This is a genomic window from Vibrio sp. 10N.286.48.F5, from assembly GCF_041469785.1.
In the GTDB taxonomy this organism is placed as follows: domain Bacteria; phylum Pseudomonadota; class Gammaproteobacteria; order Enterobacterales; family Vibrionaceae; genus Vibrio; species Vibrio crassostreae_C.
In genome coordinates, this window is record NZ_JBFRLG010000006.1 from 145,814 (window position 1) to 159,574 (window position 13,761).

The following is a 13,761-nucleotide window of genomic DNA, read 5'->3' on the forward strand; positions in this document are numbered from 1 at the left end:
CTATTCTTTTCTAGTATTCCCAGTAGCTTAGGGAAAATAAAACATATTTTACGATTATTAATATGTTATGATCTCCCTACTACTAAAGGGGTGTCTTAGGGCATCGGGATGTATGCAAGCAAAAAGAACCGGCTTGTGTCAGTCACTTTCTGGCGAATATGGAATCGAAAATGTTGTTGGAAGAAGTTGTAGAAATTATCGAATTAACCGACTCAGACCATTTATCTCAAGCAATGGAACTGTTTAACGAGCATGGTTTTGTTGATGCTGAGTCTTTACCTTTTATGAATGTTGTTTTTGAAACAGCACCAGATCAACTTGCGAAGAAGCTGTCGCAGATTGGTTTTAAAGGTTTAGTGCAAGTCGAAAAGAATGAAGATGCATCAGGCTTCACCATTATTGATGCTGACCGTGTTCTGCTAAAAGATTCTGCTTAGTCGAAAGGCTCTGCTTAGCTGCAAGATTCTTCTTAATAACAAGAATAAGATTCAGCTTAGTGAAAAGACTCTATCCAGTTCAGTAACACCCGTTATGATTATTTGAGGTTAACACAGTGACAACAGCAACCGTTTCATCAACAGAACAACATATTTCCAACGAACATGCACTTTTAGGTGCATCGTTATTAGCGTCTCAAAAAGTTGAGTTGGCTCTGTTCAGTGTGATCTCTAAATTAGCTAAAGCCCTATCAAAAGAGCAGCAACAGTCATTAGGTTTGGATTTGGATACCTTTTTAAGGGAGAAGCCAAGTGAACAAGCCTCGACTCTGAGCCGCTACGAAAATACGTTTGGTGAACAACTTCCTTTGAAGGCTAATGAACTCAACGATTTTATTTATCATCGAAACTTGGTCACTCGTGGCTTTTGGCGTGTGACTGGTGCTGATGTTAAAGGCGGTGAGAAACTTGCTAACCCAGAGCTTTATTTAAAAGAGTTCTTGGCTAAATGTGAATACTGGCAAGTGATGATTGATACTCAAACCAAGTAATCAAATTGAAATAAGAAAGCCATAGCGAACATGCTATGGCTTTTTTGTTGTTTGTGCAAATTGTCTTGAATTCTTTGAATCTAGAGCATCATCTTCAATACATAGTTCCTAGAGACAAAGTGATGTTTAAGTGCGGCACTGATATGCAGCACAATTAAACAGGCTAGGGCAATACAACTGGCACGATGTAAATAGAAAAAGAAGCCGTTGATTGCAGAGTCGGTAATTAGATTATTTACGCTCACTAACCAAAATAAAGAGTACGGTTCTTTTAGCATTAAGTAGCCGGTGCTGAAAACCATAAACATCACAAGATACATCAAAGAGTGTGCAAGCTTGGCAACGCATTTTTGCCCTTCAGGCACAGAGGTTGGCATGCTTGGCGACGAGCGAAAGTGGCTCCAGATATAACGAACCACAAGCAGTGGCGTCGCAACGGTCGCCAATGACATGTTGAGCACTGACAGAAAAGAAAACAGCTCTGGATGACTGGTGACATAGTGCATCACATACCCTGCGATTGTTGCATAGATGATTACAGAAGCCATTACCCAGTGCAGTACACGGCTTACTAAATCGTATCGTGGATTATTCAAATTAACCTCGTTCTGATCGTTATTAATATAAGATTCATCTCGATGCAATAAACCATTTTTCGGTATATTCGCATCGCGAATTAATCATATAGAACAGTATTACGCGGTATTTTTATAATTTAGAAATTAATGATGTTGCTTCAGGTGTTTTATAATTATCAATGATGTTTTAGAGTGTTAATTCCAATATGGACATAGCAAACTTGTCGACTTCCTAGCTTGTATGCCTATTACGAGATACAGTTAGTCTAAATATAAACATATAAGGAATGTATAATGCTTCGAATCTTATTGGTTGCAGTTATCTCGGTGTTCAGCACGATGAGTTTTGCAAGCGAAGAGGTTAAGTACTCGGAACAAGAGTATTTGGATAGACCGCTGATGGAACGCTATATCTTGGATGAGTTGAAGCAGCTTCGAATGGAACAGCAGGATCTTGAAAGACGCTTGACCATTCAGATGACTGACCGGGAACTGACTGTGGCAGACAAGTCTCTGAATTACGCCAATGTAACCGTAACCTACTTCTTCTACATTATTGCTGGTGTGGCCTCTCTTATCGCGCTGGTGGGTTGGCAATCCATCAAAGAGCTTAAACACACAACTCAAGACATGGCTGATAAGCGACTTAATTCTATCGCTCAAGACTATGAGAAGAAGTTTAATGTTCTTGAACGGGATCTTAAGCGCAAGACCAGAATCATTTCCGACAACAACCGCGAAATTGAAATTATCAATGAGATTCATAACCTATGGTTGAGAGCACAGAACGCACAAACGGCAGAGCAAAAAATTGAAATCTACGATGAAATACTGAAGGTTCGTCCTGGAGATTTAGAAGCACTTACTGCCAAAGCTGACGCTGCTATGGATATACAGGAATACCACTGGGCAATGAGTCTTTGTAACCGTGTATTAGAAGTCGATGACCAAAATGCTCATGCCTTGTATCAACGTGCTTGCGCCTATGCTCGATTAGGGGCAGAAGGTCAAGCTATCGATGACTTAGAGCGCGCTATTGAAGCCAGTGGGTCCATGAGAGAGCTGCTAACTGAAGAGCCGGACTTTGAGATGCTGCGAGGCTTAGAACGCTTCGAAGTACTTCGTGAAGAGTAATATGAGGTAAAGATCCGTGTTAACTAAGGTGGTGGGCTTTGCATGCTCACCATACTTTCACACCTATCGCGCTATGGTTTCTTACATTTCATTTATTTTTTTGATTTAATTGTTATGTTATAACACTTTCTAAGTTCCTCGTTATAACCGCTAAGTATTTTATGAAGTTCCTCCGTATTGGTCTGATCGTTACTGCGATCAGCGCATTTTCCCTTGCTGCTTTGCTCTCTTTTCACTCCAAACCAGCACCAGAAATCTCTATCAAAATAACACCTTACCAAGGTTCTCAACCTAATGATAAGGAAGTCATCGACTCGCAAGCGACTCCCAACTCTTTGGTTAAGGTCCATTATTTTGTGAAAGTTGGCGATACCCTCAGTAACATATTCGAGTCATGGAATCTGCCTTATGAGACAGTTCAAAAAGTCATGGAAGCGGATCTTGAGTCTTTGAAGCTCGATACAATAAAGCCTGGCGATCACCTAGAGTTGCTTTTGGATAGTGACTCTAAACAACTCGTAGAGCTGATTTTCCATGAAAGTCTCGTAGAGCAAGCTGTCTTCACTAAAAATGATGATGGAAGCTTTAATTACCAATTCCATGAAATGCCTGGCGAATGGAAAGAAAAGCTCTATAAGGGCACCGTTCATGGCAGTTTTTCAACGTCAGCATACAAAGCGGGATTAACAACCGCCCAGATAGCCAATATTACTCGAACGTTAAGAGACAAGATTAACTTCTCAAAGCAGTTAAGAGCGGGCGATGAGTTTAATGTGTTGGTCAATGAGCAATACACAGGCGACCATCTAACAGGAAAAACGGAGATCCAAGGCATATCGATTACGTTACGAGGTAAGGAAGTGGCCGCGTTTCTTGCTCCAGATGGACGCTTCTACGACAGAGAGGGTAATAGCCTTGAGCAAGCGTTCAATCGCTACCCAATAGACAAACAATTCCGAAGAATTACTTCGCCATTTAACCCGTACCGTAAGCACCCAGTGACCGGACGTATATCTCCGCATAATGGTACTGACTTCGCAACACCCGTAGGGTCGCCAGTTTATTCAACCGGTGATGGTCGAGTTATTGCTATTCGTAACCACCCGTATGCGGGGAAATACATAGTGATTGAACATAACAGTGTTTACAAAACTCGCTATCTGCACTTGAGCCGATTCTTGGTTAAGAAGGGGCAACAGGTTAAGCGTGGGCAGAAAATTGCGTTGTCTGGCACGACTGGTCGCGTAACCGGGCCGCATTTGCATTTTGAAGTGCTGGTGCGTGGAAGAGCGGTGGATTCGATGAAAGCGAACTTACCTTTAGCAAGTTCTATCTTACCTGAAAATAAAGGTGCATTCTTGGCGAGAGTTGCCTCGTTTGATGACATGCTCTCCGGGCAAAAGGTTGCACGAGTAACATCAAGCTAAGTATCAGCTTATAACTGTTCTAACCCTTTGGTGGCTAGTCATCAAAGGGTTGGAACGAGTTTTCATTAGGCTGCCTGATTGCTCAATAGCTTAATAGATTAAGTGCTCAACATCTTATGTGCCCAAGTGCTCATGTGTTGAGATCTTAAGTGACTAAGTGACTAAGTGACTAAGTGACTAAGTGACTAAGTGACCAAGCGATTGAGCGACTAGGCGATTAAGCGACGACAACCGCCGTGCCGCTCGCTGATACCATCAACATGCCATTACCCGTCCCTAATACTTCATAATCTATATCGACACCTACCACCGCGTTGGCACCCGCTTCAATCGCTTTTTGCTCCAACTCTTTGAATGCGTAGTTGCGTGCTTTTTCTAATTCTTTCTCGTAGGTGCCAGAACGTCCACCCACAAAGTCACGAATTCCTGAAAACATATCTTTGAAAACGTTCACCCCTAGAATGGCTTCTCCGGCAATAACCCCTTTGTAATCGACAATGCGCTTGCCTTCGACTGATTGTGTGGTGGTAATAATCATAATGGCCTCTTGTAAGCTTGCTGAGCTGTCACTCGCTTATTGATTGATAGTTTGGTCTTGCTCTTGAATGTCATCGTTCAGTGCTGTCTCTGAGCGTGTGAATTCATGTCTTAACCATGTTCTCAGTTTTAGCACACTTTCTTGTTTTAATTTGTTTTTTGGGCAAACAAAGTAAAAATCTTGGTGCGGGTTAGCAACCGGTTTACCCAATTCGACAAGCATCCCATGGCTGATATCATCTTTCACAAACAAGCGATGCGTTACTAGTACGCCTAACGAACGAGTTGAAGCTTGCACCGCTTGAATGGAGACATCGAACGTCAGATTGCTATGGAATGTGGGCAGTGGAATTTGGTAATTGTCGCACCACACTTGCCAGTCGTGTTGCCGCCTGAGGTTAAAAACGCCAATGGTCGGGTTTTGTTTGACGAGTTGCTCGACGCTCAATCCGGTCTGGTTTTTTAATAGAGTAGGGCTGCACACCAAGACCAGATCATCGTCGGCCAGTTTCTCGCTGTAATATTGCTCCCACTCATTGGGCTTGCCATGTACGAGCGCAACATCGACCCCTTCCTGTTCAATATCGAAAGGGCCAGTTAGCGTCGAAATACGGATATCAAGTGAGGGAGCGAAAGCTTGGAAGTCGGGAACTCGTGGGATCCACCAGTGCATCGCGAGCGAATTGACCATGTTGAGGGTAATGCGGTGGTCGTTAGGCGTTCTGGCAAGCTCTTCGGTCGCCTCTATCACTTGCTCAAGTGCGGGCGCGACTTTGCGGTAATATCGCTTACCTGCGGCATTAAGAACAACACGACGACCGACTCGTTGAAACAGAGGCTTGTTGACCAGTTGTTCTAACGACTTTATCGCTTGGCTTACCGCAGAGTGACTGACGTACAATACCCGCGCGGCGTCGGTCATGCTGCCAGTCTCAGCAACAGCAATGAAAGCATAAACGGATTTAAGCGGAACGAGTTTTTTCATTGGTAAGTTTTCCTTACAGTTATAGTTAATATTACTCGCTATTTTTCATTACGTCACGCCTCTAAAATAGATGTCATAGGAGGTGATAATTATGTCTGATATTACCAAGGCGACGACTTTCATGTTGTTGTCGACGTTCAGTTTGTCTTTAAGTGGCTTGATGGCCAAGTATCTATCTGAAGTGATGCCCACTTCGTTACTCAGTTTTGTGCGTTTTTTGTTACCCAGTCTGTTTTTATTTCTTTTCCTGACCTTTTACAAAATCAGCAAGCCGACACGAGAAATGTGGAAACCTTTGGTGATGCGGGCGATCTTTATGGTGGCGTGTCAGTGGTGTTTCCTTACTTCACTGCAAACCTTAACGCTTGTTGAAGGGGTTGTGTTGTTCAGTACGGGGCCTCTGTTTATTCCATTGTTAGAAAAGTTAATATTTAGAACCAAGATTCATACAACGACGATAGTGTGTTTAGCTGTCACCTTTGTTGGCGTAGTGATGATGGCGGGGGATTGGTCGCAGTTTGAGTTGGGTTCGGAGTTCTTTAGACCTGCGCTTCTGCTTGGGCTTCTCGCGGGGGTATTTAATTCTGGCTCGCAAGTGAGTTTGTACCGAGCGTCTAAAACCAGCCTGACTCCGGCAGAGCTTAACGCGTGGACCTTTTTAGTTGCGGCAATTATTGTGATACCAATGGTGGTGTTTACTTCTGTTTCTGCGGTGCCTGATGTACTTGAAAGTGCAGAGAAAGGAACCTTGTCGGCGTTGCTGTCTTTTGACGATTTACGCTGGATTGTTCTCGGATCACTTGGTCTTGCACTGTTTACCATCAATACCCAAATCTTCCGTTCCAAGGCGTATAAGCTTGCAGACAGTGGCTCCCAGTTGGCACCTCTGATTTTTACTAACATGCTGTTTAGCGCGCTTTGGCAGGGCTTGTTCTTTGATGATGTGTTTTCTACACAGCAGATGATTGGCATTAACCTAATTGTCGTGGCGAGCATCACCAATACATTGTTGGCAAAAAGACACAGCAAGGCGAAAGCCAACCAGAAACCGCACACCACAATGGCTGTAGCGACTGTAGTGGACGTTGCGGTATTGGACTCGGCAGCTAAAAGCTAACCATTGAGCTATGGCTTATCCTCTGAATGGTTAGCTTAAAACTTAGAACAATGAGCGTATGTACTCTTTTACTCGGTCGATGTGTTCGTGCGGGTCAATCTCGCAGCGTTGGTTTGTTTCTAGGAATCGCTCAGCATATTTATCGTAGATTTTGTTTTCCAAAAACAGTAAATACAACTTGGGATCGATATGACCGCTGGTGGCCATGTCGGTCATGATGTTGAGTGATTCGCTTAAGAGTTTACCTTTCTTATAAGGGCGATCACTAGAGGTGAGCGCTTCAAAGACATCAGCAATTGCCATTGCTCTCGACGGCAGAGGTAACTGGTCTTCGTTTAAGCCTCTTGGGTATCCCTTACCGTCGATACGTTCGTGGTGTCCGCTGGCGATATCCGGAATGTTTTGAAGGTAAGGCGGGTAAGGCAACTTGTTGAGCATGGTGAAGGTTTGGATAATATGATCGTTGATCATGAAACGTTCTTCATCGTTTAGCGTACCACGGCGTACTTTCAAATTGTGCAGTTCACCTTGGTTGTATTTAACTTCTCCGGGCTTAAGTACAAACGCTTCTTGCCATACATCGGCAGGGTTAAAGCCATTGTCCCAAGGTATTTTATGCTCCGGTTTGTCGGCAAGCAGAGGCTCCATGACAGGCAAACCCTTTTCCTGACTTGTTGGCTCAGTTCTCTCTTTCTCAATCGACTCTTTTTGGGTGTTAAATCTCTCTTTTTCAGACCAAGACAAACCCAATTGATCATCCAGTGTACGTTTCCATTGGCGTTTGGCTATTTGATCTAAGCGTTCTAGCTGCTCTTCCGTCATAGATTCGCCGCCAAGATTACACTCAGCAACGAAGGCAAACTCCTCATCCAGTTCAGACAGGCTTTGTTCGAGTATTTTGAGTTGTTCTTCTTGTAGTGCACCGTTCGCCATCGCTTTCCAGTAATCGGTTTCCGCTTGCTGTTTCAACAACTCAAAACGCATTCGCACTTCGTGGATTCGGTCGTAAATGGTTTCCAGTTTTGTTGCCTTATCTACCACATATTCAGGCGTGGTCACCTTGCCGCAGTCATGAAGCCAAGCGGCGAGCATCAACTCTTCCCACTGTTTACTGTCCAATGAGAATTGCGGGTAATAGCGGTCATCATCTATGGTTGCTTGAGTTAGCCATTTGGTGAGCTCAGGCACTCGTTGGCAATGCCCGCCCGTATAAGGTGACTTGGTATCAATCGCCGATGCAATCAGCTCAATAAAGGCATTAAGCATGTCTTTTTGTTGCTGCATTTGGTCGATGTTGTCTTTCGCTATTTCCGCAAAGCTGAGCAACTCTCTTAAAAAGGCGTGCTTGTCTGCCTGCATCTTGGTAATTGGTCTCTCATAGCCAATTGCCACAATCCCTACCAACAGTTTCTCTCGGTTTAATAGTGGAAATAGGTACAGGTCTGAATTGAAGATCGAATCTTGGTAATAGTTGAGAACATTGTCTTCTCTGTTTAAATGGATCGTCTCACCAGATCTAAGCTGACACAGCAACCAAGGCGTGTGTTTGATGAAGTCATTGATGTCGGCCTTAAAAGGAAGAATGGCAAGGTTGGCTGCCGTATCAAACACGTCTTTCTCTTTGGATTGAGTGAAAAGGACAATGGTTTCTGCTTTGGTAATTAAATAGCTTTGATGAGCAATGTTCTTGGCTAAGATCGAAAACTCCTGATTCCCGGCGGTGTCTCGAAGTAGGGTAATCAGATCATGAAGCGTGTGTTCCATTAGCTCAATCGAGTGGGCGAGGTTAGCCACTTCTTGAATCATGCTTTTGGGATAATGAGTACGCCTGAAGTCGAACCGAGCGATGTTGTCGGTGAGTTGCATCAGCGTATTGAGCGGCTGAGACAGTCGATTAGCAACAAACCATACGATAGCGAAGCAGATGAACAACATCCCAATCGCGACCGCAACTTGCTTGTCTCGCATCGAGATAAGATCAGCGAGCAGCTCATTGTGTGGCGTCGCTTCTGCCAAGTATAAGGTGACATTTTGAGTCAGTTGAACCGGCGTTAGCGTTAGTGCCCAAGTGTTTAAGTTGTACTCAACGTTTTTTAGATTGAGGTTAAACTTCTCTTCATCAGAGATAAGCGGCGCAATAACGGACGCTTTCAATGCTTCCATCTGTTCACGTTTGGGCACATTAAAGAAGCTTTGGTCTTGCTCACTGCCAGAGAGATTCCCCGTCGTTTGGTTGTTCGTTTGCTCAGTTTTACTTGTGTCATCAGATTGGGAGTCAGGCTTGGGTACTGATAGCTCAAGTTGATGCTGACCGAGAAGATTAAAATGTTGATCGAACAAGGCGAGTCGGGTTTGCGGAGAATAAGCTAATTCACTGATCTGAGAAGAGAGGGAACTCAACGTAAAGTCGGCACCAACCACATGCTTGCCATCGGCAGAACGCCTAGAGAGTGTAATGCCATTGGTTTGCAGGAAATAGAATAGATAGGGCTGAGAGAGTTGTATTGAGCCATCAGGCTTTGCGTTACGAAACCAAGGACGAGTGGTGGGGTTGAACTTACTCTCTGCTTGTCGAGTACTGATCACTTGATGTGCGCCATCAAGATAGGTAATAAAGTTTTCACCGTCTAGATTGGTGCTGCTGACCATCATGGTCGCTTTAGCGGGCGCGCTGTTTTCGGCTCTCTGTTTATTGGTGCTTAATGGACGAAAGATTCTGAAGTCACCATCTTCAGAACCATAAAATAGAGCGACCAAATTGGTGTTTTGCTTGAAGATGATATCGACCGAAGCAAGCCAAGAGTCTTTTTCGACAGCGGAAGCTTGATGAGCAACAAACGGGCTCACCGCCATCACATTTAAGGTTGTGATAACAGGGGCAATGGCTTGTTTAAATACTGATTCCAGTTTGTCGCGGTGCTCATTACTGATCTCGCGCACTGTGCCTAGCAGCAGCTCTTGGGAGTGCCGATAACTTATCGAAATCAATACCGCACCGACAAGTGTTGTCAAAATTAGGAAAAGGCTAGTGATGTGGATACTCAGCGGATATCGTCTTCTTCTCATCTAACACTCCGGTTTGTAGACTGGTTTAAGTATTGACGAACTTGGGTAGGTTGCAAAAAATTGGCGCAATTACCGAGTGTGTGCGGTTCTACTTAGATAAGGCCAAGCGCTGGCTGGCTCTGGTTAGCCACGTATTCCCGTGTCGTGTAAATGAACCAGTAATAAACCTTTATGTTTGGGTGCTAATTGTCACTTTCAGCTGATAAACTGGCCGAATTGTTGCCATTAGGCATTCATTTTCTGAAGTATTCTTTTCCTGAAAGAGATTCAGAGTTACTTTCTGAAAAACGTATTTTGACCGAGCGAAGAGGGCATTGATTCATGGAACTCAAAGTAGATACTCACACCCACACATACGCAAGTGGTCATGCTTACAGCACATTGATCGAAAACGCCAAGTCGGCAAAGCAAAATGGTTTAGCCATGTTTTGTACTACTGATCATTCAGAATCAATGCCGGGCGCGCCACACTATTGGTTCTTCAGCAATCAGCGTGTGCTCCCTCGTTTTATTGAAGATGTCGCAATTATTCGAGGTGTTGAGTCAAACATCATGAACACACAGGGTGAAATCGACATTCATCCGAGTGTGGATAAGAACTTGGATTGGGTGATCGCGAGTTTTCATGAGCCAGTATTTCGCCCATCGGATGTCGCTACCCATACAGAAGCATTGTTGAATGTGATTAAGGGCGGTCGAATTGATGCGCTTGGTCACTTAGGCAATCCTAATTTTGATTTCGATTTCGAAGCTGTTATTCAATGTGCGGTTGAGAACAACGTGGCGATTGAGATCAACAACACCACACTCAAAGGCAATAGCCGAGTTGGCAGTGTTGACCGCTGCTATGAGATTGCAAGAATAGCGAAAGCGAAGGGTGCATTTATTACAACAGGCAGCGATGCGCATTTCTGTTTAGATGTCGGTGGCTTAGACTTAGTCGCAGCATTGTTAGATGAAGTGGGCGTAGATTCGAGTAAAGTGATTACCCATTCGCCAAAGCAGTTCCTAGCCTTTTTGGCCTTGCGCGGTCGTAATGAAATCCCAGAATATTCAGATCTTGTTTAAGAGAATGTCGGCGGGTTTGCATTTCGACACAATCAATTTTTGTGCCTGAAAGATTTTTGTATACACTAGCCGAAAATAATAAAGTCGAAGTGCCACAGTAATGACGGCTCTAACTTCAAAGACACCGCTTCACTTGGAGAAACAATGAAAACTCGCTCAATCCTTTTATCTGGCTTAATCGCTGCTTCAGTATTGTCTGGCAACGCATTTGCTAATGTAGACCTTAAGAAAAACATGCAAGAAATGAAGCTTGCGTTCAAACAAGCGGCAGAAGCTCAAAGCATTGAAGAGATGCAAAAGCCTATCGTTCGTTTAGATACGCTAGTGGCAGAGCTGAAAACGGGTGTTTACCCAGTCGAGAAAGAAGACAACTTCATGGAAGGCTTCAAAAAGATCAGTGCATCACTGGATAGCATTGAGCAGAAGCTAGACCAAGGTGACTTAGCGTCGGCACAGCAAGAACTTCGTACTATTGATGGCCTTCGTGAAGAGTACCATGAGAAGCGTAACCCAAGCATCTGGAGCAAGATCTTCGGTTAATTCGTTAATCATGAACGTTTGCTAGATAGGTAACAAAGAGCAAACCTCAAGATTCGATTTCTAAAACGCCGCCTTACATTACCCTCTTTCGAGGAAGGTGTAAGGCGGCGTTTTTATTGTCTCTTTTATCGAAAGCCTGCTGCAAAGAGATGAGTATTACTTTCTTAGTTTTAGTGTTGTAACCAGTATTTAACGAAAAAGAGTGTGCGTTAGCTTCAATTTTTTAACTTGCTGTTAATCTTTACGTTTACCTATATTCCAAGTCCCTCATAATAAGGGAAATTTATAAAGACTTGGAATAATGCGCCGAACCTCGTTCAACTTCTTCATGTTACTTGCAACAGCATTAAGCTGGGCGCTAGTGACATTAATGCCTGTTATCAATGCTCATGGTAATAGTGCGGGAGTATGGGCGTCGTTATGTACGGTCAATGGCTTTGAATTGGTTCAAATCGAAGAAGGCGAACCTAATACTCATAAAGGAAAGCCGTGTCCGTTTAGCCATTTTTCCACGTTTCACCAAGATGAACTTCCCACGACACTACTGACAACTCGACTGAGTTCTATTGTCTCCGACAGCTACGCTTTTTTGGCTCTAAGCGAACGCTACACGAGGCAAGCCCCGCGCGGCCCTCCCTTTGTTATTGCTTAAACCTAACCCATTAAAATAATTAAAAAATAAAGTATTAAGTGAAGTTAAACATGCTCAGATTACTTTCTGATTTTTCAGAAGGTATGTTTGCGTGTGTCAAAGGAAATTATAATGTTGAGAAATGAATCTCAAACCCCTGCGAAAGCACAAGCAACTTCGCAGTCTAAAAGCAGTGCAACAACCGGTTCGGAAACCAATATAAAAAGCAAAGACCGCAATAAAACCCTCTATTTCCTCACATGGCGCTGGCACTTCTATGCTGGGCTATTTGTTATCCCGTTTATGTTAATGCTGAGCATTACAGGTTTGGTGATGCTGTTTGATGATGAAATCGAATTGACTTTCCACCACGAAGCCCTAGAGATTGTTGCATCGGGCGAGCCGATTAAAGTGTCACAACAGTTAGCTGCAGTACAACTTCAATACCCACAAGGTTCGGTTACCCAGTTTGTTCCGAGCAAAGCTCCTGATCTGGCTAACCGCTTTTCGGTAGCACTTGTAGACGGCACATCGGTCTTCGCCACGGTAAATCAATATACGGGCGAAGTGGTCGGAGAGATTCCGCGTAGCGACAGCCTGTACCAACTCGCGAATGACATTCACGGCACTTTGTTGATTGGTGATTGGGGTGATTATCTAATTGAAGTCGCAATAAGCTTGTCTATTCTGTTGCTCATCAGTGGTATTTACTTATGGTTACCTAGAGATAACGCGAGCCGCGCTGGTTTTCTTAAGCTTCGATTTGGTTCAGGAACGCGTATTTTAATGCGTGATCTGCATGCGAACATTGTAGGTGTGTTATCGCTCGTTCTGTTGTTGTTTATTCTGTCTGGATTGGCATGGACAGGTTTTTGGGGCGGTAAGCTTGTTCAAGCATGGAGCACTTTCCCTGCTCAAATGTGGGACGATATTCCGTTGTCTGATAAGACGCACGCTTCCCTCAACCATGGCTCAGAAGAAGAGCTACCTTGGAACTTGGAGCAAACACTATTGCCTTTGTCTCAAGATAAGCCAGCAGAACACGTTCATCATGTGGAAGAGGCGACGGAACCTCATGATCACTCTAAGATGGGTGAAGATCACTCTCAACATGTGTTGTCAGCAAGCAACTTCGACATTGATGACGTTACTGAAAAAGCATACTCACTTGGCTTTACACGATACAAGGTGAATTTCCCGCGTTCAGAAACAGGTGTTTACACGGTCACAGCCAACACTATGGGCGGTGACATCATTGATCCAACGCAGGACCGTACTACGCACCTCGACCAATACTCAGGTCGTATTCTGGGTGAGGTGACATGGCAAGATTATAACTTCATTGCCAAAACGTTAGCGGTAGGTATTTCATTGCATCAAGGTGACATCAGCATCATTAACAAGCTTCTAAATGCTTTGTTTTGTTTGGCGTTCATTGTTGTGTCCGTGACTGGCGGTGTGATGTGGTGGATACGTAGACCTTCAGGTCAAAGAAAGCTTGGCACGCCACCGAAGTTTGGCGATGCAGGGCTTTGGAAGACAGGTTTAGTGATCGTGATAGTTATTTCAGTACTGTTTCCACTGGCGGGAGCGACGATCGTGACAGCAATGCTGCTGGATTGGTTACTATTTTCACGCGTTGAGAAATTCAAGACGGCATTGAGTTAATTGATATACAAACTGACCTCCT

At 44.0% G+C, this 13,761-nt stretch carries 13 protein-coding genes; 9 read left to right on the forward strand and 4 right to left on the reverse strand.

Annotated elements, in window-relative coordinates:
* The first annotated feature begins 170 nt into the window (after window positions 1-170).
* Complete coding sequence (locus AB4185_RS06605; RefSeq protein WP_017059525.1) at window positions 171-437, forward strand: hypothetical protein; 267 nt, start codon at window positions 171-173, stop codon at window positions 435-437.
* A 116-nt stretch (window positions 438-553) separates the two neighbouring features.
* Window positions 554-988: a hypothetical protein gene (locus tag AB4185_RS06610; protein WP_017064806.1), complete on the forward strand. Its 435-nt coding sequence runs from the start codon at window positions 554-556 to the stop codon at window positions 986-988.
* A gap of 80 nt (window positions 989-1,068) precedes the next feature.
* On the opposite strand, the gene AB4185_RS06615 is transcribed toward AB4185_RS06610, so the two are convergent.
* Window positions 1,069-1,584, reverse strand: a complete 516-nt coding sequence (locus tag AB4185_RS06615) for a cytochrome b (RefSeq protein ID WP_082151303.1) — start codon at window positions 1,582-1,584, stop codon at window positions 1,069-1,071.
* A gap of 276 nt (window positions 1,585-1,860) precedes the next feature.
* On the opposite strand from AB4185_RS06615, the gene AB4185_RS06620 reads away from it, so the two are divergent.
* The gene (locus tag AB4185_RS06620; RefSeq protein WP_372100092.1) at window positions 1,861-2,700 is read left to right on the forward strand and encodes a tetratricopeptide repeat protein; all 840 of its coding nucleotides are present in this window, start codon (window positions 1,861-1,863) and stop codon (window positions 2,698-2,700) included.
* 161 nt (window positions 2,701-2,861) lie between these two features.
* The gene (locus AB4185_RS06625) at window positions 2,862-4,127 is read left to right on the forward strand and encodes a peptidoglycan DD-metalloendopeptidase family protein (protein WP_372135174.1); all 1,266 of its coding nucleotides are present in this window, start codon (window positions 2,862-2,864) and stop codon (window positions 4,125-4,127) included.
* Between the two features lie 217 nt (window positions 4,128-4,344).
* On the opposite strand, the gene AB4185_RS06630 is transcribed toward AB4185_RS06625, so the two are convergent.
* Together AB4185_RS06630 and AB4185_RS06635 are read right to left on the reverse strand one after the other, a co-directional pair.
* Window positions 4,345-4,665 carry a heavy metal-binding domain-containing protein gene (locus tag AB4185_RS06630; protein ID WP_004730185.1) on the reverse strand — a complete coding sequence of 107 codons (321 nt, stop codon included), beginning with the start codon at window positions 4,663-4,665 and terminating at the stop codon, window positions 4,345-4,347.
* A gap of 36 nt (window positions 4,666-4,701) precedes the next feature.
* Window positions 4,702-5,649 (reverse strand): LysR substrate-binding domain-containing protein, encoded by a 948-nt coding sequence (locus tag AB4185_RS06635; RefSeq protein WP_372135176.1) that lies wholly within the window; start codon window positions 5,647-5,649, stop codon window positions 4,702-4,704.
* A 91-nt stretch (window positions 5,650-5,740) separates the two neighbouring features.
* Between AB4185_RS06635 and AB4185_RS06640 the strand changes: the two genes are divergently transcribed.
* Window positions 5,741-6,766: a DMT family transporter gene (locus tag AB4185_RS06640; protein WP_372135178.1), complete on the forward strand. Its 1,026-nt coding sequence runs from the start codon at window positions 5,741-5,743 to the stop codon at window positions 6,764-6,766.
* Window positions 6,767-6,808: 42 nt separating this feature from the next.
* On the opposite strand, the gene AB4185_RS06645 is transcribed toward AB4185_RS06640, so the two are convergent.
* Window positions 6,809-9,832 carry an HD domain-containing phosphohydrolase gene (locus AB4185_RS06645; protein ID WP_372135180.1) on the reverse strand — a complete coding sequence of 1,008 codons (3,024 nt, stop codon included), beginning with the start codon at window positions 9,830-9,832 and terminating at the stop codon, window positions 6,809-6,811.
* Between the two features lie 321 nt (window positions 9,833-10,153).
* Here AB4185_RS06645 and AB4185_RS06650 point away from each other — a divergent pair, with 321 nt between their 5' ends.
* The 4 genes from AB4185_RS06650 (at window position 10,154) to AB4185_RS06665 (ending at window position 13,739) form a co-directional block, all read left to right on the forward strand.
* Window positions 10,154-10,900 carry a phosphatase gene (locus AB4185_RS06650; protein WP_017059533.1) on the forward strand — a complete coding sequence of 249 codons (747 nt, stop codon included), beginning with the start codon at window positions 10,154-10,156 and terminating at the stop codon, window positions 10,898-10,900.
* Window positions 10,901-11,044: 144 nt separating this feature from the next.
* Window positions 11,045-11,440 carry a cytochrome b562 gene (locus AB4185_RS06655; protein WP_017059534.1) on the forward strand — a complete coding sequence of 132 codons (396 nt, stop codon included), beginning with the start codon at window positions 11,045-11,047 and terminating at the stop codon, window positions 11,438-11,440.
* 301 nt (window positions 11,441-11,741) lie between these two features.
* Complete coding sequence (locus AB4185_RS06660; protein WP_017064798.1) at window positions 11,742-12,092, forward strand: hypothetical protein; 351 nt, start codon at window positions 11,742-11,744, stop codon at window positions 12,090-12,092.
* Between the two features lie 111 nt (window positions 12,093-12,203).
* Window positions 12,204-13,739, forward strand: coding sequence for a PepSY-associated TM helix domain-containing protein (locus tag AB4185_RS06665; protein WP_372135182.1), 1,536 nt, complete (start codon window positions 12,204-12,206; stop codon window positions 13,737-13,739).
* The last annotated feature ends 22 nt before the right edge of the window (window positions 13,740-13,761 follow it).

Excerpts from the sequence above, each read along its gene's own strand:
- AB4185_RS06620 (WP_372100092.1), top strand. The coding sequence starts at position 1,861 with ATGCTTCGAATCTTATTGGTTGCAGTTATCTCGGTGTTCAGCACGATG.
- AB4185_RS06665 (WP_372135182.1), top strand. The coding sequence starts at position 12,204 with ATGTTGAGAAATGAATCTCAAACCCCTGCGAAAGCACAAGCAACTTCG.
- AB4185_RS06650 (WP_017059533.1), top strand. The coding sequence starts at position 10,154 with ATGGAACTCAAAGTAGATACTCACACCCACACATACGCAAGTGGTCAT.
- AB4185_RS06635 (WP_372135176.1), bottom strand. The coding sequence starts at position 5,649 with ATGAAAAAACTCGTTCCGCTTAAATCCGTTTATGCTTTCATTGCTGTT.
- AB4185_RS06630 (WP_004730185.1), bottom strand. The coding sequence starts at position 4,665 with ATGATTATTACCACCACACAATCAGTCGAAGGCAAGCGCATTGTCGAT.
- AB4185_RS06645 (WP_372135180.1), bottom strand. The coding sequence starts at position 9,832 with ATGAGAAGAAGACGATATCCGCTGAGTATCCACATCACTAGCCTTTTC.
- AB4185_RS06640 (WP_372135178.1), top strand. The coding sequence starts at position 5,741 with ATGTCTGATATTACCAAGGCGACGACTTTCATGTTGTTGTCGACGTTC.
- AB4185_RS06605 (WP_017059525.1), top strand. The coding sequence starts at position 171 with ATGTTGTTGGAAGAAGTTGTAGAAATTATCGAATTAACCGACTCAGAC.
- AB4185_RS06655 (WP_017059534.1), top strand. The coding sequence starts at position 11,045 with ATGAAAACTCGCTCAATCCTTTTATCTGGCTTAATCGCTGCTTCAGTA.
- AB4185_RS06625 (WP_372135174.1), top strand. The coding sequence starts at position 2,862 with ATGAAGTTCCTCCGTATTGGTCTGATCGTTACTGCGATCAGCGCATTT.
- AB4185_RS06660 (WP_017064798.1), top strand. The coding sequence starts at position 11,742 with ATGCGCCGAACCTCGTTCAACTTCTTCATGTTACTTGCAACAGCATTA.